24 protein-coding genes are annotated in these 25081 nt (G+C 66.1%); 12 read left to right on the forward strand and 12 right to left on the reverse strand.

Annotation, left to right across the window (positions count from 1 at the left end; genetic code table 11):
• Positions 1–34 precede the first annotated feature (34 nt).
• From D8Z78_RS00840 to D8Z78_RS00850, 3 genes are read left to right on the forward strand one after another with little or no spacing between them, the layout of a single operon-like run.
• Positions 35–1000 (forward strand): hypothetical protein, encoded by a 966-nt coding sequence (locus D8Z78_RS00840; RefSeq protein WP_121629949.1) that lies wholly within the window; start codon positions 35–37, stop codon positions 998–1000.
• Positions 1001–1039: 39 nt separating this feature from the next.
• Complete coding sequence (locus tag D8Z78_RS00845; protein WP_121629948.1) at positions 1040–1666, forward strand: MarC family protein; 627 nt, start codon at positions 1040–1042, stop codon at positions 1664–1666.
• A gap of 42 nt (positions 1667–1708) precedes the next feature.
• Positions 1709–2290 (forward strand): retropepsin-like aspartic protease family protein, encoded by a 582-nt coding sequence (locus D8Z78_RS00850; RefSeq protein ID WP_121629947.1) that lies wholly within the window; start codon positions 1709–1711, stop codon positions 2288–2290.
• 32 nt (positions 2291–2322) lie between these two features.
• Here the strand turns inward: D8Z78_RS00850 and D8Z78_RS00855 are convergent, their stop codons facing one another.
• Both D8Z78_RS00855 and D8Z78_RS00860 read right to left on the reverse strand, forming a co-directional pair.
• On the reverse strand, positions 2323–2778 hold the full coding sequence (locus D8Z78_RS00855) for a DNA polymerase III subunit chi (protein ID WP_121629946.1): 456 nt from the start codon (positions 2776–2778) through the stop codon (positions 2323–2325).
• A gap of 6 nt (positions 2779–2784) precedes the next feature.
• A complete protein-coding gene (locus D8Z78_RS00860) occupies positions 2785–4248 on the reverse strand; it encodes a leucyl aminopeptidase (RefSeq protein ID WP_121629945.1) in 1464 nt (487 codons plus the stop codon).
• 127 nt (positions 4249–4375) lie between these two features.
• On the opposite strand from D8Z78_RS00860, the gene lptF reads away from it, so the two are divergent.
• From lptF to rsmA, 6 genes are all read left to right on the forward strand, one after another.
• Positions 4376–5503 (forward strand): LPS export ABC transporter permease LptF, encoded by a 1128-nt coding sequence (gene lptF / locus D8Z78_RS00865; protein WP_121629944.1) that lies wholly within the window; start codon positions 4376–4378, stop codon positions 5501–5503.
• A complete protein-coding gene (gene lptG / locus D8Z78_RS00870) occupies positions 5500–6594 on the forward strand; it encodes an LPS export ABC transporter permease LptG (RefSeq protein ID WP_121630111.1) in 1095 nt (364 codons plus the stop codon). Before lptF ends, lptG begins: the two co-directional genes overlap by 4 nt.
• On the forward strand, positions 6591–8744 hold the full coding sequence (locus D8Z78_RS00875) for an LPS-assembly protein LptD (protein ID WP_338064664.1): 2154 nt from the start codon (positions 6591–6593) through the stop codon (positions 8742–8744). The genes lptG and D8Z78_RS00875 overlap by 4 nt, the downstream gene beginning before the upstream one ends.
• Entirely contained in the window at positions 8732–9958 is a 1227-nt protein-coding gene (locus D8Z78_RS00880; protein ID WP_121629942.1) for a peptidylprolyl isomerase, read from the forward strand. Before D8Z78_RS00875 ends, D8Z78_RS00880 begins: the two co-directional genes overlap by 13 nt.
• 71 nt (positions 9959–10029) lie before the next feature.
• Positions 10030–11001, forward strand: coding sequence for a 4-hydroxythreonine-4-phosphate dehydrogenase PdxA (pdxA, locus tag D8Z78_RS00885; RefSeq protein WP_121629941.1), 972 nt, complete (start codon positions 10030–10032; stop codon positions 10999–11001).
• Positions 10998–11837 (forward strand): 16S rRNA (adenine(1518)-N(6)/adenine(1519)-N(6))-dimethyltransferase RsmA, encoded by an 840-nt coding sequence (rsmA, locus tag D8Z78_RS00890; RefSeq protein WP_121629940.1) that lies wholly within the window; start codon positions 10998–11000, stop codon positions 11835–11837. Before pdxA ends, rsmA begins: the two co-directional genes overlap by 4 nt.
• 75 nt (positions 11838–11912) lie before the next feature.
• Here the strand turns inward: rsmA and D8Z78_RS00895 are convergent, their stop codons facing one another.
• From D8Z78_RS00895 to D8Z78_RS00925, 7 genes are all read right to left on the reverse strand, one after another.
• Entirely contained in the window at positions 11913–12614 is a 702-nt protein-coding gene (locus D8Z78_RS00895) for a DUF4167 domain-containing protein (protein WP_121629939.1), read from the reverse strand.
• A gap of 200 nt (positions 12615–12814) precedes the next feature.
• Positions 12815–13669 carry a peptide chain release factor N(5)-glutamine methyltransferase gene (gene prmC, locus D8Z78_RS00900; RefSeq protein WP_121629938.1) on the reverse strand — a complete coding sequence of 285 codons (855 nt, stop codon included), beginning with the start codon at positions 13667–13669 and terminating at the stop codon, positions 12815–12817.
• Positions 13669–14718, reverse strand: a complete 1050-nt coding sequence (prfA, locus tag D8Z78_RS00905; protein ID WP_121630110.1) for a peptide chain release factor 1 — start codon at positions 14716–14718, stop codon at positions 13669–13671. Before prfA ends, prmC begins: the two co-directional genes overlap by 1 nt.
• A gap of 39 nt (positions 14719–14757) precedes the next feature.
• Positions 14758–15177: a DUF1499 domain-containing protein gene (locus D8Z78_RS00910; RefSeq protein ID WP_121629937.1), complete on the reverse strand. Its 420-nt coding sequence runs from the start codon at positions 15175–15177 to the stop codon at positions 14758–14760.
• Positions 15178–15397: 220 nt separating this feature from the next.
• Positions 15398–16357, reverse strand: a complete 960-nt coding sequence (gene speB, locus D8Z78_RS00915; protein ID WP_121629936.1) for an agmatinase — start codon at positions 16355–16357, stop codon at positions 15398–15400.
• Positions 16358–16454: 97 nt separating this feature from the next.
• Positions 16455–17618, reverse strand: coding sequence for a M20 aminoacylase family protein (locus tag D8Z78_RS00920; RefSeq protein ID WP_121629935.1), 1164 nt, complete (start codon positions 17616–17618; stop codon positions 16455–16457).
• 66 nt (positions 17619–17684) lie between these two features.
• Positions 17685–18836, reverse strand: coding sequence for a M20 aminoacylase family protein (locus D8Z78_RS00925; RefSeq protein WP_121629934.1), 1152 nt, complete (start codon positions 18834–18836; stop codon positions 17685–17687).
• A gap of 63 nt (positions 18837–18899) precedes the next feature.
• Between D8Z78_RS00925 and mazG the strand changes: the two genes are divergently transcribed.
• Both mazG and D8Z78_RS00935 read left to right on the forward strand, forming a co-directional pair.
• On the forward strand, positions 18900–19709 hold the full coding sequence (gene mazG / locus D8Z78_RS00930) for a nucleoside triphosphate pyrophosphohydrolase (protein WP_121629933.1): 810 nt from the start codon (positions 18900–18902) through the stop codon (positions 19707–19709).
• Positions 19710–19921: 212 nt separating this feature from the next.
• Positions 19922–20920, forward strand: a complete 999-nt coding sequence (locus D8Z78_RS00935; protein ID WP_206169616.1) for a Fe(3+) ABC transporter substrate-binding protein — start codon at positions 19922–19924, stop codon at positions 20918–20920.
• Positions 20921–21428: 508 nt separating this feature from the next.
• On the opposite strand, the gene D8Z78_RS00940 is transcribed toward D8Z78_RS00935, so the two are convergent.
• The 3 genes from D8Z78_RS00940 to fabD form a co-directional block, all read right to left on the reverse strand.
• Positions 21429–21662 carry an acyl carrier protein gene (locus tag D8Z78_RS00940; protein WP_058248321.1) on the reverse strand — a complete coding sequence of 78 codons (234 nt, stop codon included), beginning with the start codon at positions 21660–21662 and terminating at the stop codon, positions 21429–21431.
• A gap of 207 nt (positions 21663–21869) precedes the next feature.
• Complete coding sequence (fabG, locus tag D8Z78_RS00945) at positions 21870–22607, reverse strand: 3-oxoacyl-ACP reductase FabG (RefSeq protein ID WP_121629932.1); 738 nt, start codon at positions 22605–22607, stop codon at positions 21870–21872.
• Between the two features lie 52 nt (positions 22608–22659).
• Positions 22660–23601: an ACP S-malonyltransferase gene (gene fabD, locus D8Z78_RS00950; protein WP_121629931.1), complete on the reverse strand. Its 942-nt coding sequence runs from the start codon at positions 23599–23601 to the stop codon at positions 22660–22662.
• A gap of 151 nt (positions 23602–23752) precedes the next feature.
• Between fabD and D8Z78_RS00955 the strand changes: the two genes are divergently transcribed.
• Positions 23753–24961, forward strand: a complete 1209-nt coding sequence (locus tag D8Z78_RS00955) for a cytochrome b/b6 domain-containing protein (RefSeq protein ID WP_121629930.1) — start codon at positions 23753–23755, stop codon at positions 24959–24961.
• Positions 24962–25081: the final 120 nt, after the last annotated feature.

Genomic DNA, 25081 nt, shown 5'->3' on the forward strand with positions numbered 1-25081 from the left:
GAAACCCTGACGGCATTCAGCCACAGGATTTCCCATGCGTGCCTTTCTTCTCGCCCTCGCCCTGCCCACGGCCCTCGGCGCTGCCGAACTCAACCCGGTCGGCCCCTTGCCCTATGACGACAGCCATCCCAAGCCCCGCGCGGGCTGTACCCATCGCCTGACCGGCCAGATCGAGGCCGATGATCTGGCCAAGGTGCAGGCCATCCCGACCGATCCGCAGGTGGTGCTGTGCCTCGACAGCCCCGGCGGAGCGTTCCGTGCAGGGGTGCAGATTGGCGCCTTTATCCGGGATGCCGGGATCGGCACCCGGCTGGAGGAAAATGCAATCTGCGAAAGCGCTTGCGCGCTGATCTTCATGTCCGGAAGCTACGTCTCGGACAGCCCACGCTACGCCTTGCAACCCTATGGCATGACTGAGGAGGAAGAGTGGCTTCTGGGTCTGCAACCGTGGCGCACGATGCACCCAACGGCGCGTCTGGGCTTTCACGCGCCGCGCCTGACCGTTCCCGCCGGGCAATATGACGAGGCCACCGTTCAGCGCGCCTATGACATCGCCCTTCTGGGCCTGTCGGAATTCACGTCACAGCTGATGCAGCCCAGCGATTATGAAAGCGAAACCGTGGCTTGGGACCCGGATCTGTTCGCCCGCATGATCGCCACACCGCATGACACGATGTTCTATACCGACACGGTCGAAAAGGCCGGTCGCTACAGGATCGACATCGGCCCGATCGCCAATCCGCCGTCAGCGCCTGACGATCGAACCCTGATCCGGGCCTGCGCCAACGCCATGGGTTGGGGCGAAGGATTCGGGTCATACCTCTACGAAGACGGCATCCCCGGCGCGACCCTGCGCGGCACGAGCCTGGAATTGTCCAACGGCTTGCCCTGCGATTTCGAACGCGGCGGGCGCGACAGCCAGTGGCGCATGTTCCGCTATGACGTGCCCGACATCACCTTCTTCGATCCCGCGACCCCCTTGGCGGCGCTGGCGCCCTGACCGCTGGACAGGGGCAGTCCGACCGGCTACCCCTGAGCCATGGACAGCGCGTTTCTCATCTCTGCCTTCGCCACACTCTTCGTGGTGATCGACCCGATCGGCCTTGCGCCCATCTTCATCGCGCTGACCCAAGGAACGGATGCGAGGCACCGCCGCACGGTGGCCCTGCGTGCCGTAACAATCGCCTTTATCCTGCTGACCCTGTTCGCCTTTTTCGGCGAGGCGGTGCTGGGCTTCATCGGCATCTCCATGCCCGCCTTCCGCATCGCGGGCGGCATCCTGCTGTTCATCACCGCGCTCGACATGCTGTTCGAACGCCGCACCAAGCGGCGCGAGGACAAGGCCGAGGAGCATGACGAGGAACACCCCGATCCAAGCGTCTTTCCCCTCGCCATTCCGTTGATCGCCGGCCCCGGTGCCATCGCCACCATGATCCTGCTGGTGGGTCAGGCCCCCGGCCCCATCGGCATCGCCTCGGTCCTTGGCGTCATGCTGTCGGTGCTGCTGCTCGTGCTGGTCCTGTTCCTGTTGGGCGGCATCATCGAACGCGGGCTTGGGCGCACCGGCATCAACGTCGTCACCCGCCTGCTGGGCATGCTGCTGGCGGCGCTGTCGGTGCAATTCGTGCTGGACGGTCTGCGGGCTTTTGGCATCGGCGCTTTGTAATCCGCCCCGCGCGCCCCTAGATTACCCTCAGGAGGCACGCCCATGACCGAAGACCAGATCGGCAACCTGATATATCTCAGCCTGCTCGGCGGGGCGATTGCCGGTTGGTATCTCGTCAACCAGCGCACGCAGTTGAACAAGAGCCTGCAATATGCCGCGCTCTGGGCGCTGATCTTCATCGGGGTCGTCGCCGTCTACGGGTTGTGGGAGGACCTGCAAGGCACGATACGCCCGCAGCAATCGGTCTTTGCCGAACAAGGTCTGATCGAACTCCCGCGCGAGCGTGACGGGCACTATTACATGACGCTCGACATCAACGGCGCGCCGGTGCGCTTCGTCGTCGATACCGGGGCCAGCGCGATGGTCCTGACGAAATCCGACGCCGCCCGCGCCGGTCTGCACCCCGAAGACCTCGTTTTTCTGGGCGAGGCGATGACGGCGAACGGCCCGGTCCGCACCGCGCCCGTCCGGCTGGACGAGGTCGCGCTTGGCCCTGTCGTAGACCGCAACCTGCGCGCCTATGTGAACGAGGGCGAGATGGACACCTCGCTGCTGGGCATGGAATATCTCAACCGTTTCAATCGCTTGGAAATATCTGGCGGCAAGATGCGGCTGGAACGCTGACCCCGTCCCGGGCTTGACCCGGGACCTCGTGCTCAGGCCTCGGCCTTCATCTCCCAGCGGCCCGACTCCTCGGACCAGTATTGCGCCTTGCAGCCCGCCCCGGTCAGCGCCTTCCATTGCGTGCGGGCAAAGCCCACCGCGTCCATGTCATGCCCGTCGAACAGGATGCAGACCCGCTCCATCGCGTTGACCTCGTCGGGGCTGACCTCTGCCCCGTCGACGCTCATCAGGCAGGTCGGATCGTTTTCAGCCTGCCCGGTCGTCAGCAAGATCGGTTGCAGCGCATCGTGTTCGCCCCCCGCCAATCCATGCGGCAAGAAGCCCTCTTCCGGCCCAAGCCACAACTGCTGGTCCAGCCATTCCAACCGCCCCGGATCGCGCCCGCGCACGGCGACCCGCCAGCCCACGCCCAAGGATTTCTCCAAGAGCACGGGCAAGGTCGCCTCCAGCGGGCGGCGCGTCAGGTGATAGAAAAAGGCCGCTCCCACAGGCGCTTATCCCTCGAACTTCATCCGAACCAAGCGGTCCAGCGCCAGCACGCCCCAGCCGGTCGCACCTTTCGGGGCCAGCGCGGTCTCACCCGGGGTCTGGGCCACCCCCGCGATGTCAAGATGGATCCACGGCATGTCCTCGGCCACGAATTTCTGCAGGAACGCGGCGGCGGTGATCGACCCGGCGGGCCGCCCGCCGGTGTTCTTGATATCGGCCTTCATGCTCTTGATCAGATCGTCATAGGCCTTGCCCAGCGGCATCCGCCACGCGCCTTCGCCCTCGGTCTCCGCCGCCTTGAGAAAGTCCTTCGCGAATCCATCGTCATTGGCAAACACCGCCGCGTTCTCGTGTCCAAGCGCGATGATGCAGGCCCCGGTCAAGGTCGCCAGATCGACCATCGCGGCGGGCTGTTCGGCCTGTTGCGCGTGCCACAGCACATCGGCCAGAACCAAGCGCCCCTCGGCATCGGTGTTGATGACCTCGATCGTGTCACCCTTCATCGAGGCGACGATGTCGCCCGGACGTTGCGCGCGCCCGTCGGGCATGTTTTCCACAAGACCCACCATGCCGGTCACATTGGCCTTGGCCTTGCGCAGCGCCAGCGCCTTCATCACGCCCGCGACGACACCCGCGCCGCCCATGTCCATGGTCATGTCTTCCATGCCCGCGCCGGGTTTCAGGCTGATGCCGCCGGTGTCGAACACCACGCCCTTGCCGATCAGCGCCAAAGGCGCGCCCTCGCCGCCCTTCCAGCGCATGGTGACGACCTTGGACGGGCTTTCCGAGCCTTGGCCCACGCCCAGCAGCGCGCGCATGCCCAGCTTCTCCATCTCCGGCTCGTCCAGCACCTCGACCTCGACGCCAAGGTCCCGCAGCGCCTCCAGTTGGGCGGCGAATTCCGTCGTGGTCAGCACATTGGCCGGTTCCGACACGAGGTCGCGGGTAAAGCACACGCCCGCCGCCAGCGCCCCCGCATCGACCCAAGCCGCCTGCGCCGCCGCGACTTCCTTGACCATGAACACCGCCTTGCCGGGCGTGTCCGAGGGCGTCTCCTTGCGCTTGGTAAAGGCCCAGCTGCGCAGGACCAGCCCCAGCGCGATCTCTTCGGGCGCCTTCTGGCCCTCGGCCAGCACCGTGAGCGTGGCCCCGGCGGCGCGCTTGGCGATGCCGGCCCCGGCCTTGCGCAGGCTCACCGTGTCGGCGCGGCGCTCCAGCTTGACGATCTCGACCGCCTCGGCGGCAAGGCCCGCAGGCCAACCCAGAACCAGCGCCTCGCCCTCGGAAAGCTTGCCGAAGGCCTCGCTTTCGACCGCGCGGGCAACGGCGCCCTTGGTCAGGCGATTGACGCGCCGGGCGGCAGTGCCGATCGTGCCGGCCCCCGGTACGAAAAGGACCAGACGTCCAGCCGCCCCGGCAAGCGTGTCCAGATCGACGTCGGCAAATTCGACGGTGCGCAATTCGGTCATGTCATACCTCGATTAATCCCTCCCCCAGACCTAGCGGCAGGCCGCGCCGATGACCAGTCCCACCTTTCCCCCGCGCGCACGATCCGTTAGGCTGCGCCAAAGACGATGTTCTGGGGGGAACGCGCGGTTGCAACGATTCGACAGATATGTGCTGTCGCAACTTATGGTGCTGTTCGGCTTTTTCGCCCTAGTCCTTGTGGCTGTCTATTGGGTGAACCGGGCAGTGATCCTGTTTGACCAGTTGATCGCCGATGGCCATTCGGCCAGCGTGTTTCTGGAATTTTCCGCCCTGTGGCTGCCCGCCGTCATCGCCAAGGTCCTGCCCATGGCGAGCTTTGCCGCCGCGGTCTATGTCGCCAACCGGCTCAGCTCGGATTCCGAGTTGATCGTCGCCAAGTCCTTTGGCTACTCGCCTTGGCGCTTGGCCCGCCCGGTGCTGGTCTTCGGCCTGATGATCGCTGTGATGATGACCATTCTCGCGCATTTGCTGGTGCCGCAATCGCTGCAGCAATTGCGCCTGCGCGAGCAGGAAATCGCCACCTCGGTCACCGCCCGGCTGCTGCGCGAGGGCACGTTCCAGCACCCGTCGAAGGGCATCACCTTCTACATCCGCGAGATCACCGCCGAGGGCGAGTTGAAGGATGTCCTGCTCTCGGATCGGCGGCTCGAAAACCGCGCGGTGAACTATACCGCCGAACGCGCCTACCTGCTGCGCGACGACGAGGGCACGAAACTGGTGATGCTGGCGGGGATGGCGCAGACCCTCGACATCAAGGACAACCGTCTGTCGACGACCAATTTCTCGGACCTCGTCTTCGACATCACGGCTGTGCTGAGCCCGCCCCGCGCAAAAAGCCGCAAGCTGGAATACATCCCGACGCTCGAATTGCTGACCTCGCCGCAGATCGTGTCGACCGAGGCCCGGGAATCGCTGGGCGAGGTCTTCGAAGAGGCGCATATGCGCTTTCAATCTGCGATCCTGTGCACGGTGGCCGCATTGATCGGCTTCTCGGCGATGATGGTCGGCGGATTTTCGCGGCTGGGGGCGATGCGGCAGGTGGTGCTGGCGATCTTCCTCATGGTGTCAGTCAAGCTGGTCGAAGGCATGGTGACCGATCCGGTGCGCAGCAATGCCGCGCTCTGGCCGCTCGTCTACCTGCCATCGGTCGTGGGCCTCGGCCTGACCGCGGGCCTGTTGTGGCAGGCCGGGCGCGGCTATCGCCCGAGGCGGCGCGCGGCGGAGGTCGCACCGTGACGCTGCATCTGTACTTCGCCAAGCGGTTCCTGCTGATCTTCCTCGCCGTTCTGGCGATCTTTGCGCTGTTGCAAGGCCTGCTCGACCTGATCGAGGAATTGCGCAATCTCGGCGATCAATCGACCTTTGGCCGCGCGCTTCGGCTGACCTTGCTGCGCCTACCCGAGGCGCTGTACGGCATTCTGCCGCTGGTGATGATCCTGTCGACCATCGCCATGTTTCTCGGGCTGGCGCGATCCTCGGAACTGGTCGTCTCGCGGGCCTCGGGGCGGTCGGGCCTGACCACCCTTGCCGCGCCGCTGGCGGTTGCGCTGGCGCTGGGTGGGCTGATCGTGGCCATGGTCAACCCGATCGTCGCGTCGACCTCCAAGCGGTACGTCACCCTGACCGAGACCTACGACACCGGCAGCGCCGCGGCCGTGTCCATCGGCCCCGAGGGCCTTTGGCTGCGGCAAGGCGGCGAGACGGGTCAGGCGGTGATCCGCGCCAGCCGTGCCAATGCCGAGGCGACCGTGCTTTATGATGTCTCTATCGTCTCCTACCGGCCCGAAGGCGGGCCGCAGACCCGCTACGTGGCCGACGAGGCCGAATTGATCGATGGCGAATGGCAGCTGCGCCGGGTCAAGACATGGGACCTGACCGCCGGGCTGAACCCCGAGGTCGGCGCGCGCGAACATGACAGCCTGTCGATCCCCTCGACCCTGACCCGTGACAGCATCCGCGACCGGTTCGGCAAGCCGAACTCCGTGCCGATCTGGGACCTGCCGGACTTCATCGCCGGGCTCGAAGAGGCGGGCTTTTCGGCACGACGCCATCTGGTCTGGTACAATATCGAACTGGCGCGACCGTTGTTTCTGGCGTCGATGGTTCTGCTGGGCGCGGCCTTCACCATGCGACCGGCGCGGCTAGGCCGCACAGGGCTGGCCGTGCTGTCAGCGATCCTTCTGGGGTTTGGCCTGTATTACATCCGCAATTTCGCACAGATCCTTGGGGAAAGCGGCCAGCTTTCGCCGATCGTGGCCGCTTGGGTGCCTCCGGTGGCCTCGATGCTGTTGGCGCTGGGTCTGGTTCTGCATATGGAGGACGGATGATGCGTCTTCTTCGTCTCGCCCTGATCCTCGTCGCGCTGGCCCTGCCTGCCCTCGCTCAGGACGAGGGCGACGCGCAGCCCGCGCTTCTGGTGGCCGACAGCGTCTTTGTCGAGGGGGAAAGCCTGCTGGTCGCCACCGGCAATGTCGAGGTGTTGCAAGGCGACATCCGCATGACCGCGACCGCGATCCGCTATGACGACACCACCGGCGATCTGCAGATCGAAGGGCCGATCCGTCTGGTCGACGGGACCGGCAACATCGTCGTTGCCGACGCGGCCGAGCTGGACCGCGACCTGATGAACGGCCTTCTGACCGGCGCGCGCATGGTGCTGGACCAGCAATTGCAGCTGGCCGCCGTCGAGGCGCGCCGGGTCGAGGGGCGCTATACCCAGCTGTCCAAGGTGGCGGTGACCTCCTGTCAGGTCTGCGAACACAGCCGCACCCCGCTATGGCAAATCCGCGCGCGCCGCGTGATCCATGACGAACAGGAACGGCAACTGTATTTCGACGAGGCGCAACTGCGCGTGCTCGACGTGCCGATCTTCTATCTGCCGCGCATGCGCCTGCCCGACCCCACGCTGGAACGCGCGCGTGGCTTCCTGATCCCGGTGATACGCTCTTCGTCGATCCTTGGCTTCGGCATCAAGACGCCGTATTTCATCCCGCTGGGCGATCATCAGGACATCACGCTGACGCCCTACCTTGCGCCGCGCACCCGCACGCTGGAATACCGGTACCGCCGGGCCTTCCATAACGGCGACCTTCTGGTCGAGGGGGCGCTGTCCTCGGACAACCTGATGCAGGACACCCTGCGCGGTTATCTCTTTGCCGAGGGCAATTTCGACCTGCGCAACGATTTCAAGCTGGAATTCGCGGTCAAGGCCGTGTCCGACATCGCCTATCTCAACGATTACGGCATTCCGGGCGGCGACCGGCTCGACAGCAAGCTGAGTTTGACCCGGACCCGGTGGAATTCGCTGATCGAGGCAAGCGTCATCCATTACCAGTCGCTGCGCGCGGCGGAAAACGACGACACGCAGCCGACGGTCTTGGCGCGCGGGTCGTATGAGCGGCGGATGTTCCCGCGCGGGCTGGGCGGCGAATTCCGCACCAGCATTCAGGCGCAGGGCCATTTGCGCTGGTCCTCGCGCCCGGTCGACGGTCCCGATCCCGATCTGGATGTGGACGGGCGCGACGTGACGCGGGTCAATGCGGAACTCAGCTGGCGCAACCGCTGGACGCTGGCGGGCGGTTTGCGCGCCGGTGTCTCGGGGCATCTGTGGCTGGACCATTACAGCACCGCGCAGGATGCCACCGCCGCACCCAGCGTAAGCCGCGCCATACCCGGCCTCGCGGTCGAACTGCGCCTGCCGTTGGCGCGGCGCGGCGCATTAGGCGGGCGCAGCCTGCTGGAACCGATCCTAATGGCGGGCTATACTGGCGGCGACCGCCTGCAAAACCCCAATGACGAAAGCACCCGGGTCGAGTTCGATCAGGGCAACCTGCTGTCGCTGTCGCGCTTTCCGGCACCGGACCGGCGTGAGCACGGGCTGACCGGCGTGGCCGGTCTGCGCTGGCTGCATCAGGCGCCAAGCGGCTGGACGGCGCAGCTGTCGCTGGGGCGGGTCTGGCGAGAAACGACCGATCCCGCGTTTTCCCGTTCGTCCGGGCTGGAAGGCAACCGGTCCGATTGGCTGATAGCCGGGGCCTTCATGCACCCGGCGGGCCTATCGCTGTCGGCGCGCGGCCTGCTGGACACCGAAAACCGCCTGTCCAAGGCCGAGGCCCGCGCCGGGTTCACCAATGACCGTTTCGATGTCAGCGCGTCCTACCTGCTGTTGACCACCGACCTCGCCGAGGATCGCCCCAAGGCGCAATCCGAATGGACGCTGGACGGCAGCTATCGCATCAACCGCCATTGGTCGACCTCGGTCGAGGCCCGTTATGACCTTGCGGATCGGCGGCTTGACCGCACGGGCCTCGGACTGCAATACCAGAACGAATGCGTTCTGGTGGACATCTCGGCAAGCCGCAAATTCGCCTCTGCCACCAATCTGGAACCGTCTACCGATTTCGACCTGTCCGTCGCGCTGAAAGGCTTCAGCACCGGCGGCAGCGCCAAGGAGTATCGACGCACATGCGCACATTGACCCGTCTGGCGGCCCCTGCCGCCCTTGCCCTGTCGCTGGCCCTTGCCCCGGTCATGGCCCCCGCGCAGGGCCTGTTCGCCCCGGCCATCCTCGTCAATGACGGGGTCATCACCGGATACGAACTGAATCAGCGCGCCGAGATGCTCAAGCTGCTGCGCGCCCCCGGTGATCCGCTCAAGGTGGCCCGCGAACAGCTGGTCGACGACCGTCTGCGCGCGCAGGCCGCCGCCGCCGCGGGCATCCGGCCTTCGGAACAGGACGTGCTAGACGGGATGGACGAATTCGCCGGTCGTGCGAACCTGACGCGCGAGGAGTTCACGCAGGCGCTGGAGGCCAGTGGCGTCGCCGAACAGACCTTCCGCGATTTCGTCGCCGCTGGCGTGGCGTGGCGGATGCTGGTGCGGCAGCGCTTTGCCGGACGGTCCAGCGTGTCCGAATCCGAGATCGACCGCGCCCTGTCCGACACTGGCGGCAGCGGCTCGGGCGTGCGCGTCCTGCTGTCCGAGATCATCATGCCCATGACCCCTGCGACCGAGGACACCGTACGCGCCCGCGCGCAGCGGATCGCCGAACTCGAGGATATCTCGGCCTTCTCGGCACAGGCGCGGCGCTATTCCGCCACCGCGACCCGGGGCTCCGGTGGGCGCTTGCCCTGGCAGGACCTGACCGAACTGCCGCCTGCCTTGCAGCCCATCGTCCTGGGCCTGCGCCCGGGCGAGGTGTCTGACCCGCTGCCCTTGCAAGGCGCGATCGCGCTGTTCCAGCTGCGCGACATCGAGGAAACCGGCTACACGCCGCCCGAGGTGGCCGCAGTCGAATATGCCGCTTATTACATGCCCGGCGGGCGCTCGGACGAGACGCTGGCCAAGGCCCGCGTGCTGGCCTCGAAGGTGGATCGCTGCGACGACCTCTACGGCGTGGCCAAGGGCCAGCCCGCCGAGGTGCTGGAACGCGGCACCCTGCCGCCCTCTGACATCCCGACGGATATCGCCTTTGAACTGTCCAAGCTGGACCCCGGTGAGGTTTCGACAGCCCTGACCCGCGCCAACGGCCAGACGCTGGTCTTCTTGATGCTCTGCGGGCGCACCAATGCCATCGCCGAGGACGCGGATCGCGATCAGGTGGCGCTGGGGCTGCGCAACCAGCGCCTGACCGCGCTGGCCGAAGGCTATCTGGCGCAGCTGCGCGCCGATGCGCGGATCATCGAAAAGTAAGGCCTTGGGCCTGCCCCTTTGACCTGCGGCGTCGGGGCGACCGGCGCCGCGCTTGTTTGACCGGAGAGCCAATGGCTGACTTGCCCATCGCCCTGACCTGCGGCGAACCTGCCGGGATTGGCCCGGAACTGGCCGAAGCCGCATGGTCCGCGCTACGCACCGATCTGCCTTTTGTCTGGCTGGGCGATCCAGCGCATTTGCCCGGGACCGTGCCGGCTCAGGTCGTGACCAATCCGGACGAGGCCCTGCATGTCTGCGCCACGGCCCTGCCGGTTTGGCCTGTGCCCTGTGCCGGGCCACGCACACCCGGCCAGCCACAACCGGCGCAGGCGCAGGGCGTGATCGACAGCATCATGCGCGGGGTCGATCTGGTGCAGGCCGGGCAGGCTTCGGCGCTGTGTACCCTACCGATCCACAAGCAGGCGCTGGCCGAGGGGGCAGGCTTTGCCTATCCCGGCCATACGGAGTTTCTCTGCGCCCTTGGGGGCGTCGACGAGGTGGTCATGATGCTGGCCTCGGACCAGTTGCGCGTGGTGCCGGTGACGATCCATATCGCCGTCGCCGATGTGCCCGCCGCGCTGACGCCCGACCTTCTGGAACGCCGCATCCGCATCACCCATGACGCGCTGGTCCGCAAATTCGGCCTGCCTGCGCCGCGCATCGCCGTCGCTGGGCTGAACCCGCATGCGGGCGAAGGCGGGCGCATGGGCACCGAGGAACAGACCCTGATCGCGCCGGTGCTGGACCGTCTGCGCGCCGAGGGGATGGAGATCGCGGGGCCGCTGCCGGGTGACACCATGTTCCACGCCGCCGCCCGCGCGCGGTATGACGTGGCGGTCTGCATGTATCACGATCAGGCGCTGATCCCGATCAAGACGCTGGATTTCGACCGGGGCGTGAATGTCACGCTGGGCCTGCCCTTCATCCGGACCTCGCCGGATCACGGCACCGCCTTCGACATCGCCGGGACGGGTCTTGCCAATCCCAGTTCGACCATCGAGGCGCTTCGCCTCGCTGCCCGCCTCGCAAGGACCCAAGCATGAGCCGGATCGACGGGTTGCCCCCGCTGCGCGACGTGATCGCCACCCATGGCCTACAGGCCCGCAAATCGCTGGGGCAGAATTTCCTGCTCGACCTGAACCTGACCGCGCGGATCGCGCGCATCCCCGGCGACCTGTCCGGCATGGACGTGCTCGAAGTCGGGCCGGGCCCGGGCGGGCTGACCCGGGGGCTCTTGTCCGAAGGCGCGCGCCGGGTGCTGGCCATCGAAAAGGATCACCGCTGCATGGCCCCGTTGGCCGAAATCGCCGAGGCCTACCCCGATCGCCTGCAGGTGATCGAGGGCGACGCGCTGGAGGTCGACCCGCTGGCGCATCTGACCCCGCCCATCGCGATCTGCGCCAACCTGCCCTACAATGTCGGCACCGAGTTGCTGGTGCGCTGGTTGACACCGAAGGACTGGCCGCCCTTCTGGTCGTCGCTGACGCTGATGTTCCAGAAGGAGGTCGCCGAGCGGATCGTCGCGCAGCCCGGGTCCAAGACCTATGGCCGCCTTGCGATCCTCTCCCAGTGGCGCACCGATGCGCGGATATCGTTGACCTTGCCGCCGGGCGCGTTCACCCCGCCCCCGAAGGTCTCATCGGCGGTGGTGCATCTGACCGCCCTGCCGGAACCGCGTTACCCGGCCGATCCCAAGGTCTTGGAACGGGTCGTGGCACGGGCCTTCAACCAGCGGCGCAAGATGCTGCGGGCGGCGCTGAAAGGCGAGGCGCCCGACATCGAGGACCGGCTTCTGAGCGCCGGAATCCAGCCCACGGACCGGGCCGAGCAGGTGTCTCTGGAACAGTTCTGCGCCTTGGCCCGGGTGATGGAGGCGTGATTTGCGGTAGGATGGGTGATCACCCATCCTCCATCAGGCGCGCGACGAAAAACGGCCCCGCTTGGGGCCGTTTTGTCATTCTGCCGCGTCCTGCGACGTGTCCTTGGGGGCCTCTGCATCGCCACCAGAGGTCTCTTCGGGCTTGGGCTTGGGCTTGCGGGGCGCGCGGGGCCGCTTCGGTTTTTCGCCTTCTTCGGCCTTCGGCGCGTCGGCGGTTGTTTCGGCTTTGGGCTTGCGCGGCGCGCGCGGCTTCTTGGGCTTGGCTTCGGGCTGCGTCTCGGAGCGCGATTCCGGGGTCTCGACCAGACCGCTTTCCTCGTCGCCACCAAAATCCATCACATCCGGCTGCGGTGCCTCGGACAGGTCGCGCTCAGCCCGCTTGGACTGCTGCTGCTCGGCCTGCTCCGGCTGCTTGTCCTGCGGCTGGTCGCCCTGCGGCTTGTCGCGTTCGGACCGCTCGCGGTCGCGCTGCGCCTGACGTTCGCGGTTCTCGCGATCCTGCTGCTCGCGCCGCGCATCCTGCTCCTTCTGAGCCTCGCTCAGCAGGCGCAGGTAATGTTCCGCGTGCTGCTGGAAGTTCTCCGTCGCGACGCGGTCATTGCCAAGCGCCGCATCGCGGGCCAGCTGGTTGTACTTGTCGATGATCTGCTGCGGCGTCCCGCGCACCTTGCCTTCGGGACCATTGCTGTCGAACACGCGGTTGACGACATTGGCCAGCGAATTGCGATTGTTGTTGCGGTTGTTCTTATTCCGCGAGCGGGATTTGGAGGAACGCATAAGTTGATATCCAGCCTGTTCTTCGGCAGCTTGGTGACCCACCGGGCGCAGCGTGCGCCCCAAACCGTGATCACCTTGATTTATGGCTTGGCGTCGAGAGGGAGGGTCAACACCGTCCGCTGTCCCGACTGACCTGACATATGCATACAGGGCCCAAGGTGACAAGGGCAAATGACCAGATTCCGGCCAATTTGACGCAACTACTGGCCGGATTCCGCCGGAGCCGTGGCCGAGACCACACGATCCCGACCATCGAGGTCGGAAATCACGCGGACATCGCGCAGGCCCGCCCGGGTCATCAATTCCGACACCGCCGCGCCTTGGCTTGGGCCGATCTCGACCATCAGCCGCCCACCGGGCGCGAGCCATGGCGCGTGCCCCGCGACGATGGTGCGGTAGCATGACAGACCGTCGCCCTCGTCGGTCAACGCCATGCGGGGCTCATGATCGCGCACCTCCGGTGCAAGGCCCGGCATTTCGTCCAGCGCGATATAGGGCGGGTTCGAGACGATCAGGTCGAATTGCTCGTTCATGCCGGCCAGCGGCTCGTACCAACTGCCCGTTTCCAACGCCGCGCGCGGTTCCAGCTTCAGCGCGTTGCGGTTCCAGAAGGCGACGTTCAGCGCCGCCTCCGACAGATCGGTGCCGACGCCGATGGCGGCCTCGCGTTCGGCCAGCAGCGTCAGCAGGATGCAGCCCGACCCCGTGCCGAGATCCAGCACCGAGCCGAACGGCTCTGCCAGCGCGGCCTCGATCAGGGTTTCGGTTTCCGGGCGCGGGTCGAGCACCTCTGGCGTGACAAGGAATTCGCGCCCGTAGAACAGCCGCCGTCCCGTCAGGTGGCTGACCGGCACGCGCTCGGCCCGGCGCGCCACGAGGGCGTTGTAGATCACCGTCAATTCGGGGGCCACGGGTTCGGGCAGGAACAAGGTCAGCCGACCGGGCGGTACCTTGAGCACATGCGCCAACAGGCGCCGCGCATCGCGCCCGCCATCGGGCACCCCGGCTGCCACCAGCTCTGCGGTGGCCCGCGCCAACAGGTCCGCGCCGCGCATCAGGCCTGCAACTCGGCCAGCAGCCCGGCCTGATGTTCCGTGATCAACGCGTCGACGATCTCGTCAAGGTCGCCCTGCATGATCTGGTCGAGCTTGTATAGCGTCAGGCCGATGCGATGATCGGTCATGCGCCCCTGCGGGAAATTGTAAGTACGAATGCGCTCTGACCGGTCGCCGGAACCGACCTGGCTTTTGCGATCGGCCGAGCGCGCCTCGTCCGCCTTCGACCGCTCAAGATCGAACAGCCGGGCGCGCAGCACCTGCATGGCGATCTCGCGGTTGCGGTGCTGGGATTTCTCGGAACTGGTCACGACGATGCCGGTGGGAATATGGGTGATGCGCACCGCCGAGTCGGTCGTGTTCACATGCTGCCCTCCGGCCCCGGACGAGCGCATCGTATCGATGCGGATGTCGTTGGGATCGATGCGGATATCGACCTCTTCGGCCTCGGGCAGCACGGCGACCGTGGCGGCCGAGGTGTGGATGCGCCCACCGGATTCCGTTTCGGGCACGCGCTGGACACGGTGCACGCCGGATTCGAACTTCAGCCGGGCAAAGACGCCTTCGCCTGCGATGCGCACCACCAGTTCCTTCAGCCCGCCAAGGTCCGAAGGCTGGTCCTCGATCACTTCCCAGCGCCAGCCCCGCGCCTCGGCATATCGCTGATACATCCGCGCGAGGTCACCGGCGAACAGCGCCGCCTCCTCGCCGCCGGTACCGGGACGGATTTCCAGCATGGCAGCGCGGGCATCGGCGGAATCCTTGGGCAGCAAAGCCAACTGCACCGCGTGCTCGACCTGCGGCAGACGGGCCTTGAGCGCGGGCAGTTCTTCCTCTGCCAGTTCGCGCATCTCCGGGTCCGACAGCATCGCCTGAGCCTCGGCCAGATCGGATTGCAGCTGTTCCCAATCCGCGATCACCGCCACCACCGGGCGCAATTCCGCGTATTCCCGTCCAAGCGCGGCAATGTCCCCCGTGCCCGAGGACATGCGCGCCTCGACATATTCGAGGCGTTCCTTGATTTGCCGGATGCGGTCTATCGGGATCATGCCGATGGCATTGCCCATCGCGCGCGGGTCGTCAAGCGGTTACGAACGTTGCGCGACGGTGCGCAGCTGTTCCAGCCAGCCATCGACGCGGGCCTTGTTCACGCCCATGTCGGATTGGCCAAAGCGCAGCCGCCCCCAGATTTCCAACCGGTCGCCATTGAGCATGACGGTGGTGTAGTCGGGAAAGCCCATCCAGCGCGAGCGGCTGACATAGGTGACGTGCCCGTCTTCGACAGACCCGGCAAGACGCTGGGTGCGCGGGGTCTGGCGAATGATCGTATCGAGCTCGGCCAAGGTGCTGCTGTCGGCGGCCAGCTTTCGCCGGACGCCGCCTGCCAGATCCTGGTCGGCGGTGACATGCGGGTCTACGTGCCAGACCTGCGGGTCGGACGGGGCCAGGCGTATCCACGCCAAGCCGCCAATCACGAGAATCAAGAGTGCATAGAAAACCATACGCATGATATGGGCCGCTCCTGCTCTTTGTCCCGCCTCTTTTTCGGTGCCACGTTCCATCGTGATCTGAAAGAGGCGCTTTGGCCAACCGTCAATTTCCTGCCGATCGCCGCGACGGGGTCGGTGAAAACCCGCCTGCCCCCGGACAGCCGGTCGGCAGGCCGCGCAGATTCGGCAGCGTCAGGGTATCGCAGGGGCGCGACCCGCCCAAGCAGAACCCTGTGGATTACCGCCGCGTCCACCCCCAAAGGCAGAGGATTTCCGTCGCGACATGCGCCGCCGCGACCGCCGTCGCCCCGGTGGTGTCGAAGGGCGGCGAGACCTCGACCACGTCGCCGCCGACGAGGGTCACGCCCGCGATCTGCCGCAAGATCACCGCCGCCTGATGGCTGCTCAGCCCGCCCCAGACCGGCGTGCCGGTGCCGGGCGCAAAGGCCGGGTCGAGCGCGTCGATGTCGAAGGTCAGGTAGCAGGGCGCGTCGCCGACGATCTGCCGGATGCGCTGCGCGATGGCTTCGGGGCCTTCGGCATGCACTTGCCGTGCGTCGAGGATGTTGAAGCCCATCGTGTCGGGATTGTCGGTGCGGATGCCGATCTGGACCGAGCGTTCGGGGATCACGATCCCCTCCTTCGCGGCCTTGCCCATGAAGGTGCCGTGATCGACCCGTTTGGGGTCGTCATCGGCCCATGTGTCGGTATGCGCATCGAACTGGATGACACTGAGGGGGCCGTGTTTGGCCGCATGGGCGCGCAGGCAGCCATGGGTGACGGAATGGTCGCCCCCAAGGGCGACGCAGGCGGCGCCCTGCGACAGGATAGCGGCCACATGGGCCTCGATCCGGGCGGGCACGTCCGAGGGCATGGCGTAGTCGAAGGCCATGTCGCCATAATCGGCAATCGCAAACTCGGACAGCACATCGTAGCCCCAGCCGTAGGGCGCATCGCAGGGTTGCAGGAGCGAGGCCTCGCGGATCGCCCGTGGACCAAGCCGGGTGCCGGGGCGGTTGGTGACCGCCTGATCGAAGGGCAGCCCGGTGACGGCGATGTCCACGCCGGTCAGGTCCTTGGTGTATTTTCGGCGCAGGAAACTGGTGGCGCCGGCAAAGACGTTTTCAAAGGACGGCCCCTTGAGGTCGTCTCGGGTAAAGGCGTGGTCGATCTGTTTCTGCGCGTCTTCGAGGCTCAATGTCTCGTGTCCTTTTAAGGGTAGGATGGGTGATCACCCATCCTACACAGGGTCGTTGTGGCAAAGTAGGATGGGTGATCACCCATCCTACCCCGGCTCAGGCCAGCGGCAGCGCCTTCTCGACCAACCGGGCAAAGAAGCTCGCTCCGATCGGCGCGATCTCGTCGCGGAAATCGTATTTCGGGTGGTGACAACTGGGCGTGTCCCCCTGCCCCAGAAACAGATAGGCCCCCGGGCGCGCCTCCAGCATATAGGCGAAATCCTCGCCCGGCATGATCGGCGGCGTATCGAGGTCCACCGCCTCGGCGCCGACCACCTCGCGCGCGACCCCGGCTGCAAATTCCGCCTGCGCCGGATGGTTGATCGTCGGCGGATAGCCCTCGTCATAGACCAGCTCCGCCGTCATCCCAAAGCTACGAGCCTGAAATTCTGCCAGATCCGCCATGCGGGCCTTGACCTCGGCCTGCGCCGCCTTGTCGTAGTAGCGCACCGTGCCGTTCAGCATCGCCTGATCCGGCACGATGTTCATCGCGCTGCCCGTGTGGATCTGCGTCACGCTGACCACCACTTGATCCAGCGCGTCAATATTGCGGCTGACAATCGTCTGAAGGGCCATCACCAAAGACGCCGCCGCGACCACCGGATCGCGCGTCCGGGCCGGTTGCGCCCCATGCCCGCCCACGCCGGTCAAGGTGATGGTGAACTCATCCACCCCCGCCAGCAGCGCGCCGCGATTGGTGACCAGATGCCCCTCGGGCGTGCCGGGCGAGTTGTGGATGCCATAGACCTCGTCGATCCCGAAGCGGTCCATCATGCCCTCCTCGACCATGATCCGCCCACCGCCCTCGTTTTCCTCGGCCGGTTGAAAGATCAGCGCCACGCGGCCTGCGAAATTGCGTGTCTCGGCCAGATATTTCGCCGCTCCCAGCAGCATCGTCGTGTGGCCGTCATGGCCGCAGGTATGCGCCATGCCCGGCACTTTCGATGCGTGCTCCGCCCCCGAGAGGTCCTGCATCGGCAAGGCGTCCATATCGGCGCGCAGACCGATGGTGCGGCCCGGTGCGCGGCCTTCGATGATGGCCACGACGCCGGTGCGGGCGATGCCCTCGTGGATATCCGTGATGCCGAACTCCTTGAGGCGTTCGACGACGAAGGCGGCGGTCTGGTGACAGTCCAGCCCAAGTTCGGGATACTGGTGCAGGTGACGGCGCCAGCCGGTCATCTCGTCGGACAGCGCGGCGATGGAATTGACGATGGGCATGGGCGACTCCTTTTATGGCGCACAGTGGCGCGGGCGAACCGCAAAGAAAAGCCCCCTGTCGCGGCGTCACCCGTGCCGCTTCTCGATCACCCGGGCGAAAAAGCTGGCCCCGACGGGCGCGACCGCGTCGTTGAAGTCAAAGGCCGGGTGGTGCACCGACGGCCCCTTGCCCTGCCCCAGAAACAGGAAGGCACCGGGCCGCGCTTCGAGCATGTAGGAAAAATCCTCGGCCCCCATCTCGGGTGGCAGATCGTCGACGACCTGCCCGGACACCGCGCGTGCAACGTCGACGGCAAAGGCTGTCGGCACGTCATGGTTCACCGTCGCGGGGTAGTTGCGGCGATAGTCGAGATCAGCCGCAACACCGTAAGCCGCAGCCTGCCCGGCGACGATCTCTGTGATCCGCCGTTCGGCCATGTCGCGCACCTCAGGCGTGAAACTGCGCACCGTCCCGCCCAAGCTGACCTCGCCCGGGATGACGTTATAGGCCGATCCGCCCTGCACCATCGTCAAGGACACCACCAGCGCGCCCAAAGGGTCGACATTGCGCGCCACGATGGTCTGAAGCGCCTGCCCGATGGCCAGCGCGCAGGGGATCGGGTCGGCGCAGTCGTGGGGATAGGCGGCGTGTCCGCCCTTGCCGCGCACCGTGATGGTGAACTCGTCCGCGGCCGCCATGATTGGCCCGGCGCAGGTGCGGAACTCGCCCGCATCGCCAAAGGGATCGGTGTGCAGGGCATAGACTTCCTCGATGCCGAACCGGTCCATGATCCCCTCTTCGACCATGATCCGGCCACCGCCGATCGTCTCTTCTGCGGGTTGAAAGATCAGCACGACACGGCCCGAGAAATTGCGCGTCTCGCACAGGTATTTCGCCGCGCCCAGCAGCATCGCCGTATGCCCGTCATGGCCGCAGGCATGCATCCGCCCCGGCACCTTGGAGGCCCAGATCGCGCCCGAGGCCTCCTCCATCGGCAGGGCATCCATATCGGCGCGCAGGCCCGTGACCGGCCCCGGCCCGCGCCCTTCGATCACCGCCACTACGCCAGAGGTGGCAATGCCGGTTTCGATTCTGTCCACACCAAATTCCCGCAGCCGGTCGACGACGAAGGCCGCCGTCTCATGACACTCCAGACACAGTTCGGGATGCATGTGCAAATGCCTGCGCCAGCCCGCCATTTCCTCGGCGAAGCCCGCGATGCGGTTGATGACGGCCATGTGCTGGACTCCCGTGCCTTGATGCCCCATCCCTGACCTGACGCGAAATCCGGGGGACATGCAATGATCGACGATCTGATCCACAATCCCAATGGCGGCATGCCGCGCCTTGTCGAGATCATGCGCCGCCTGCGCGACCCGGAGACCGGCTGCCCGTGGGATCTGGAGCAGGATTTTGCCACCATCGCGCCCTACACGATCGAAGAGGCCTATGAGGTGGCCGATGCCATCGACCGCGAGGCATGGGGCGAGTTGAAGGGCGAGTTGGGCGATCTGCTGTTCCAGTCGGTGTTCCATGCGCAGATGGCATCCGAGCGGGGGTTGTTCACATTCGACGAAGTGGCCGACACGATGAGCGACAAGATGGTCGCCCGCCATCCGCATGTCTTTGGCGGGGAATCGCGCGAAAAGAGCGCGGAACAACAGACCCGCGACTGGGAGACGATCAAGGCCGCCGAGCGCGCGGCCAAGGCCGAGAAGGGCGTTCTGGCCGGGGTGGCGCTGGGTTTGCCCGCGCTGCTGCGGGCGGTGAAGCTGCAAAATCGCGCGGCCCGCGTGGGGTTCGACTGGCCGTCGACCGACGAGGTGCTGGACAAGGTCGCCGAGGAAATGGCTGAACTGCGCGAGGCCGAGGACGAAGACCACCGCTTCGAGGAATTCGGCGATCTGCTGTTCGTCATGGCGAACCTCGCCCGGCATATGAAGATCGACCCGGAAGCTGCCCTGCGCGCGGCCAATGCCAAGTTCACCCGGCGGTTCCAGTCCATCGAGGCGGCGCTGGCCGCGCAGGGGCGCACGCCCGCAGACAGCGATCTGGCCGAGATGGACGCGCTTTGGGATCAGGCCAAAGCGGCAGAGCGTGGCGTGGAGTGATCCAAAGGCGCGCTGACGCGCACAGGGGAGCGGCCTTCGGCCGCCGCTTGGCGCCCGTGGCACGGGACACCGCGGATCAACCGGCGCGCAGGTGGTCAGGACGGGCCTTGCGACGCCCAAAAAATAACCTGAACTTTCTACTCAGGTATTGACCCGACCATTTTACTCGGGTTATCTGCGCCCAATCGAGGACGCAACATCCGGAGGCATTCATGTTCCTGCGCCTAACAACCGCCCTGACCCTTGCCGCAGCCCCTGCGCTGGCTCAGGAGGTCAATCTGTATTCCTATCGCCAGCCCGAATTGCTGGCGCCGTTGACCGACGCCTTTACCGAAGAGACCGGGATCAAGGTTAATGTCGCCTTCCTTGAAAAGGGCATGGTCGAGCGCCTCAAGGCAGAGGGCCGTCGCTCTCCCGCCGACCTGATCTTTACCGTCGACATCTCGCGTCTGGCCGCCGCCGTCGAGGCGGGCGTGACCCAGCCGGTCGACAGCGAAGCTCTGCGCGAAAACGTCCCCGCCCAGTATCACGACCCCGATGGCAACTGGTGGGGTCTGACGACCCGCGCGCGCATCGTCTATGCGTCCAAGGACCGTGTCGATCCCGGTGAGGTCACCACCTACGAGGATCTCGCCGACCCGAAATGGGAAGGCCGCATCTGCACCCGCTCCGGCACCCATGTCTACACCATCGGCCTTGTCGCGGCGATGATCGCGCATCACGGCGAAGACTACACCAAGACTTGGCTCGAAGGCGTGAAATCCAACCTCGCCCGCAAGCCGCAGGGCAACGACCGCGCACAGGTCAAGGCGATCTGGGCCGGCGAATGCGACATCTCGCTGGGCAACACCTATTACATGGGCAAGATGCTGGAAGACGAGGAACAGACCGAATGGGCCAACTCGGTCAACGTGCTGTTCCCGGAATTCGAGGATGGCGGCACGCATGTGAACATCTCGGGCGTGGCGATGACGGCGTCGGCGCCGAACAAGGAAAACGCGCTGAAGATGATGGAATTCCTCGCCTCGCCCAAGGCGCAGGAAATCTACGCCGCCGCGAATTATGAATACCCGATCGCACCGGGCACCGAGGCCATCGACACCGTGCAGGCGTGGGGGGAGTTCGAAGCGGACGACCTGAACCTGATGGACATCGCGGGCTACCGCGCACAGGCGCTGCGTCTGGTCGAAACGGTCGATTTCGACGGCTGACAGAGCGCGCAACACGCCCCGGGCTTGACCCGGGGCCTCCCCTTCAAAGCGCCCTTTCGAGGGCGCTTTGTCACATTCATGACAGACGCCGTTGCGCCGCTCTTTGCGGCCAGACCGTTGCGCCGTCGGACGCCTGCTCACACGTCGATATGGGCATGTGGCGTGGCCGCACTCGCCGCAATCTCATAGCCTAATTCTGAACACCTGCATTCCCGACTGCGCTCAGGCGTGGTTCAGCCTGCCTCGGATGACCGGGCGCAGGTCCTGCGCCCCTCTCAGCCCCGGTCCAATCAGCAAGAGCCGCGCGTCACACCGCCCGCCGGCCAGTCACCGCGCGTCGCCGTCAGTCATCGCACCCGCAGGTCTTCGCTGCCTCCACCAGCAGCGGTCGTCAAAGGGATGGTGGGCGGGGCGATGTGCGCAGCACGAGCGTCCGACCCCATCCCATACAAACGAAAACGGCGCCCCCAAGGGACGCCGCATCGGTACCGGAATGTCCGTCGAAAGCTTACTGGGCTTCCGAGATGAACTTCACCGCGTCGCCGAAGGTCTGGATGGTTTCGGCGGCGTCGTCCGGGATCTCGATGCCGAACTCTTCTTCGAAAGCCATGACCAGCTCGACGGTGTCGAGGCTGTCTGCGCCCAGGTCGTCGATGAACGAAGCGGACTCGGTCACCTTGTCCTCTTCAACGCTCAGGTGCTCGACCACAATCTTCTTCACGCGATCTGCGATGTCGCTCATGTCTTGTCCTCACAGTCTGTTCGGGCTGTCGCCCTGTTTGCCCTGCCCGATCGGGTGGCGTCTGGGTTGCCCGAATTCGGGCGGCTGATTATCCCGGCGGGCCGGGGCGCGCCGAAGGGTGAATCCCCAACGGCTGAAATCAGGGGCGGCTATAGCACAGGCAACGGGGATGGCAAATGCTTTCCGTAGCTGCCGGTGCAAAGCTCATCAGAGCATAGCCATGCCACCATTGACGTGCAGCGTGGTGCCCGTCAGGTAGGCAGCCTCTGCACTGGCCAGAAAAAGCACGCTTGCGGCGATTTCCTCGGGCGTGCCCATCCGCCCCGTGGGGATCTGGGTCAGGATGGCGGATTTCTGGTCGTCGGTCAGCTTGTCGGTCATCGCCGTCTCGATGAAGCCCGGCGCGACCGCGTTCACGGTGATGCCGCGGCTGGCGACCTCGTAGGCGAGCGACTTGGACATGCCGACCATGCCCGCCTTGGCGGCGGCATAGTTGCCCTGACCGGGGTTGCCGGTGGCCCCCACGACGGACGAGATATTGACGATCCGGCCCCAGCGGGCCTTCATCATGCCGCGCAGCACGCCCTTGCACAGGCGGAAGGTCGAGGTCAGGTTCACGTCCAGCACGCTTTGCCATTCGTCGTCGGACATGCGCATGAACAGGTTGTCGCGGGTGATGCCCGCATTGTTCACCAGAATGTCGACAGAGCCCATCGCCTCGGCGGCCTGTTTCGGCAGGGCGGTCACGGCCTCCGCATCGGACAGGTTGCAGGGCAGCACATGGGCGCGCTCGCCCAATTCCGCCGCAAGCGCCTCCAGCGGCTCCACGCGGGTGCCGGACAGGCCCACGGTTGCGCCTGCGCCATGCAACGCCTTGGCGATCGCACCGCCGATGCCCCCGGATGCGCCGGTGATCAATGCATTCTTGCCCGTCAGATCGAACATGTCTCTCTTCCTTCCTCTGTTGCCCTTGGCCGTTCAGGCCGGGGCTTTTCCCTCAGCCCTTCAGGCTGTCGACTGCGGCGGTCACGTCGGCGGCCGCGCCGACATTGCGCACCGTGGCGGGTTTGTGAATCCGGCGGACCATGCCGGACAAGGCCTTGCCCGCGCCGATTTCCCAGAACTCGTCCGCGCCCTGCGCCACCATCCATTCCACCGACTCGCGCCAGCGCACAGCACCACAGACCTGCTCGACCAGAAGCGCGCGGATCGTGTCGGGGTCATTGACCGCCTCGGCGCGCACATTGGCCACAAGCGGCACCACCGGCGTCTTGATCGTCACCTCGGCCAGCGCCTCGGCCATCGCGTCTGCCGCAGGCTGCATCAGCGCACAATGGAAAGGCGCAGAGACCGGCAACAGCAACGCGCGTTTCGCGCCTGCCGCCTTGGCAATGTCCACGGCGCGTTCCACGGCGGCCTTCGCCCCCGAGATCACCACCTGTGCCGGGTCATTGTCATTGGCCGCCTGACAGACCTCGCCCTGCGCGGCCTCGTCAGCGACCTTGCGCACCGCCTCCAGATCGAGGCCCAGCACCGCCGCCATGGCCCCCTGCCCGACCGGCACCGCCGCCTGCATCGCAGCCCCCCGCTTGCGCAGCAGCCGCGCCGCATCCGCCACGCTCAACGCGCCCGCCGCCGTCAGCGCCGAATACTCGCCCAAGCTATGCCCCGCGACGAAATCCGCCTGCGTGACCGACACGCCCTCTGCCTCCAGCGCGCGCATCGCGGCCAGTGACGTCGCCATCAGCGCCGGTTGCGCATTGGCCGTCAGGGTCAGCTCGTCCGCATCGCCTTCCCAGATCAGCGTCGACAGCTTTTCGCCCAAGGCCTCGTCGACCTCGTCGAAGACGGCGCGCGCCGCCGGGTAGCTGTCTGCCAGATCGCGCCCCATGCCGATGGTCTGAGCGCCCTGACCGGGGAAGATGAATGCGCGGGCCATGCCCCTCTCCTCTCGTATTCTGTTTGACCCAAGCCCTTAGCGCCCCACGCGCAAACGCGCAACGCCCCGCGCACCATTGCTGTGCATGCATACAGATTGCGCTGCGACGCGGCATGGCTAGGTCGATGCCAAAGCCTTTACGGAGTCACCCATGACCCTCGCCAATACATCCCGCCGCTACGGCAGCCTGTCGAAGTTCTTTCATTGGTCCATCGCGCTTGGCATCCTGACGCTGATCCCGCTGGGCATCATCGCCACGGACATGGCGGCCGATACCTCGGCGCAGCTGGCGCGCAAGGCCACGCTGTTCTCGATCCACAAGACGCTGGGCATCGCGATCTTTGCCATCGCCGTGGCGCGCATCCTCTGGGCGCTGAGCCAGCCCAAACCCGCGCCGCTGCATCCCGAGCGCAAGCTGGAAACCTTTGCCGCCGAGACGGTCCACTGGCTGCTTTATGCCTCGCTCGTCATCATGCCGCTGTCGGGCTGGGTACACCACGCCGCGACCGATGGCTTTGCGCCGATCTGGCTGATCGGACAGGACCTGCCGTTTGTGCCCAAGGACGAAACCCTGTCCGCCGCCGCGTCCGCCGTGCATTCGATCTTTGAGAAGGTGCTGATCGTCACGCTGATCCTGCACATCGCGGGCGCGTTGAAGCATCACGTGATCGACCGCGACGCCACGCTGCGCCGGATGCTGCCGGGCCGGACCGAGGCCGGGACGCCTGCGCCCCACGCCGTGCTCGCGCCGTTTGGCGGGGCGGTGGCGGTGATCGCGCTGGCGCTTGGCATCGGCTTTGCGACGGGCGCACCGCTGACGGAAACCGGCGCAAGCGCGCCGCAACTGGCGCAGGTGCAATCGGACTGGGAAAAGCAGGACGGCCAGATCGCCCTGACGATCCGCCAGTTCGGCAAGGAGGTGTCCGGCCAGTTCAGCGACTTCACCACCGAGATCAGCTACGAGGACACGCCCGAACCGGGGACGAAGGGCACCGTGCGCGTGACAGTCTCGATCCCGTCGCTGACGCTGGGCTCGGTCACGGATCAGGCGATGGGCCCGGATTTCTTCGACGCCGAGACCCACCCGACGGCCGTTTTCGACGCCGATATCCTGCGCACCGATGACGGCCTGATCGCTGAAGGCAGCTTGATGATCCGCGACCAAAGCGTGCCGCTGTCCCTGCCCTTTGACCTAACCATCGAAGGTGAGACCGCGCGGATGACCGGGCAACTGACGCTGGACCGGCGGGATTTCGGCATCGGCAGCCAGATGGACGATCCGGGCCAGCTGGGTCACGACGTGCAGCTTGACCTGAGCCTGACCGCGACGCGCGCCGCCAAGCAGGATCTGGGCGCCTGAGCGCCGAAAGCTTAGGGGGCGCAGCTTTGCCCCCAGCCATCCAAATTGCGGCCCGTCGCCCTGCGTGACGGGCCGTTTGCTTGTCCGCCCGCCCGAGACGGCCAAAAACCAGCCCCGAGC

Origin of the sequence: Tropicibacter alexandrii, assembly GCF_003667315.2 — a bacterium.
Classification (GTDB): domain Bacteria; phylum Pseudomonadota; class Alphaproteobacteria; order Rhodobacterales; family Rhodobacteraceae; genus Tropicibacter; species Tropicibacter alexandrii.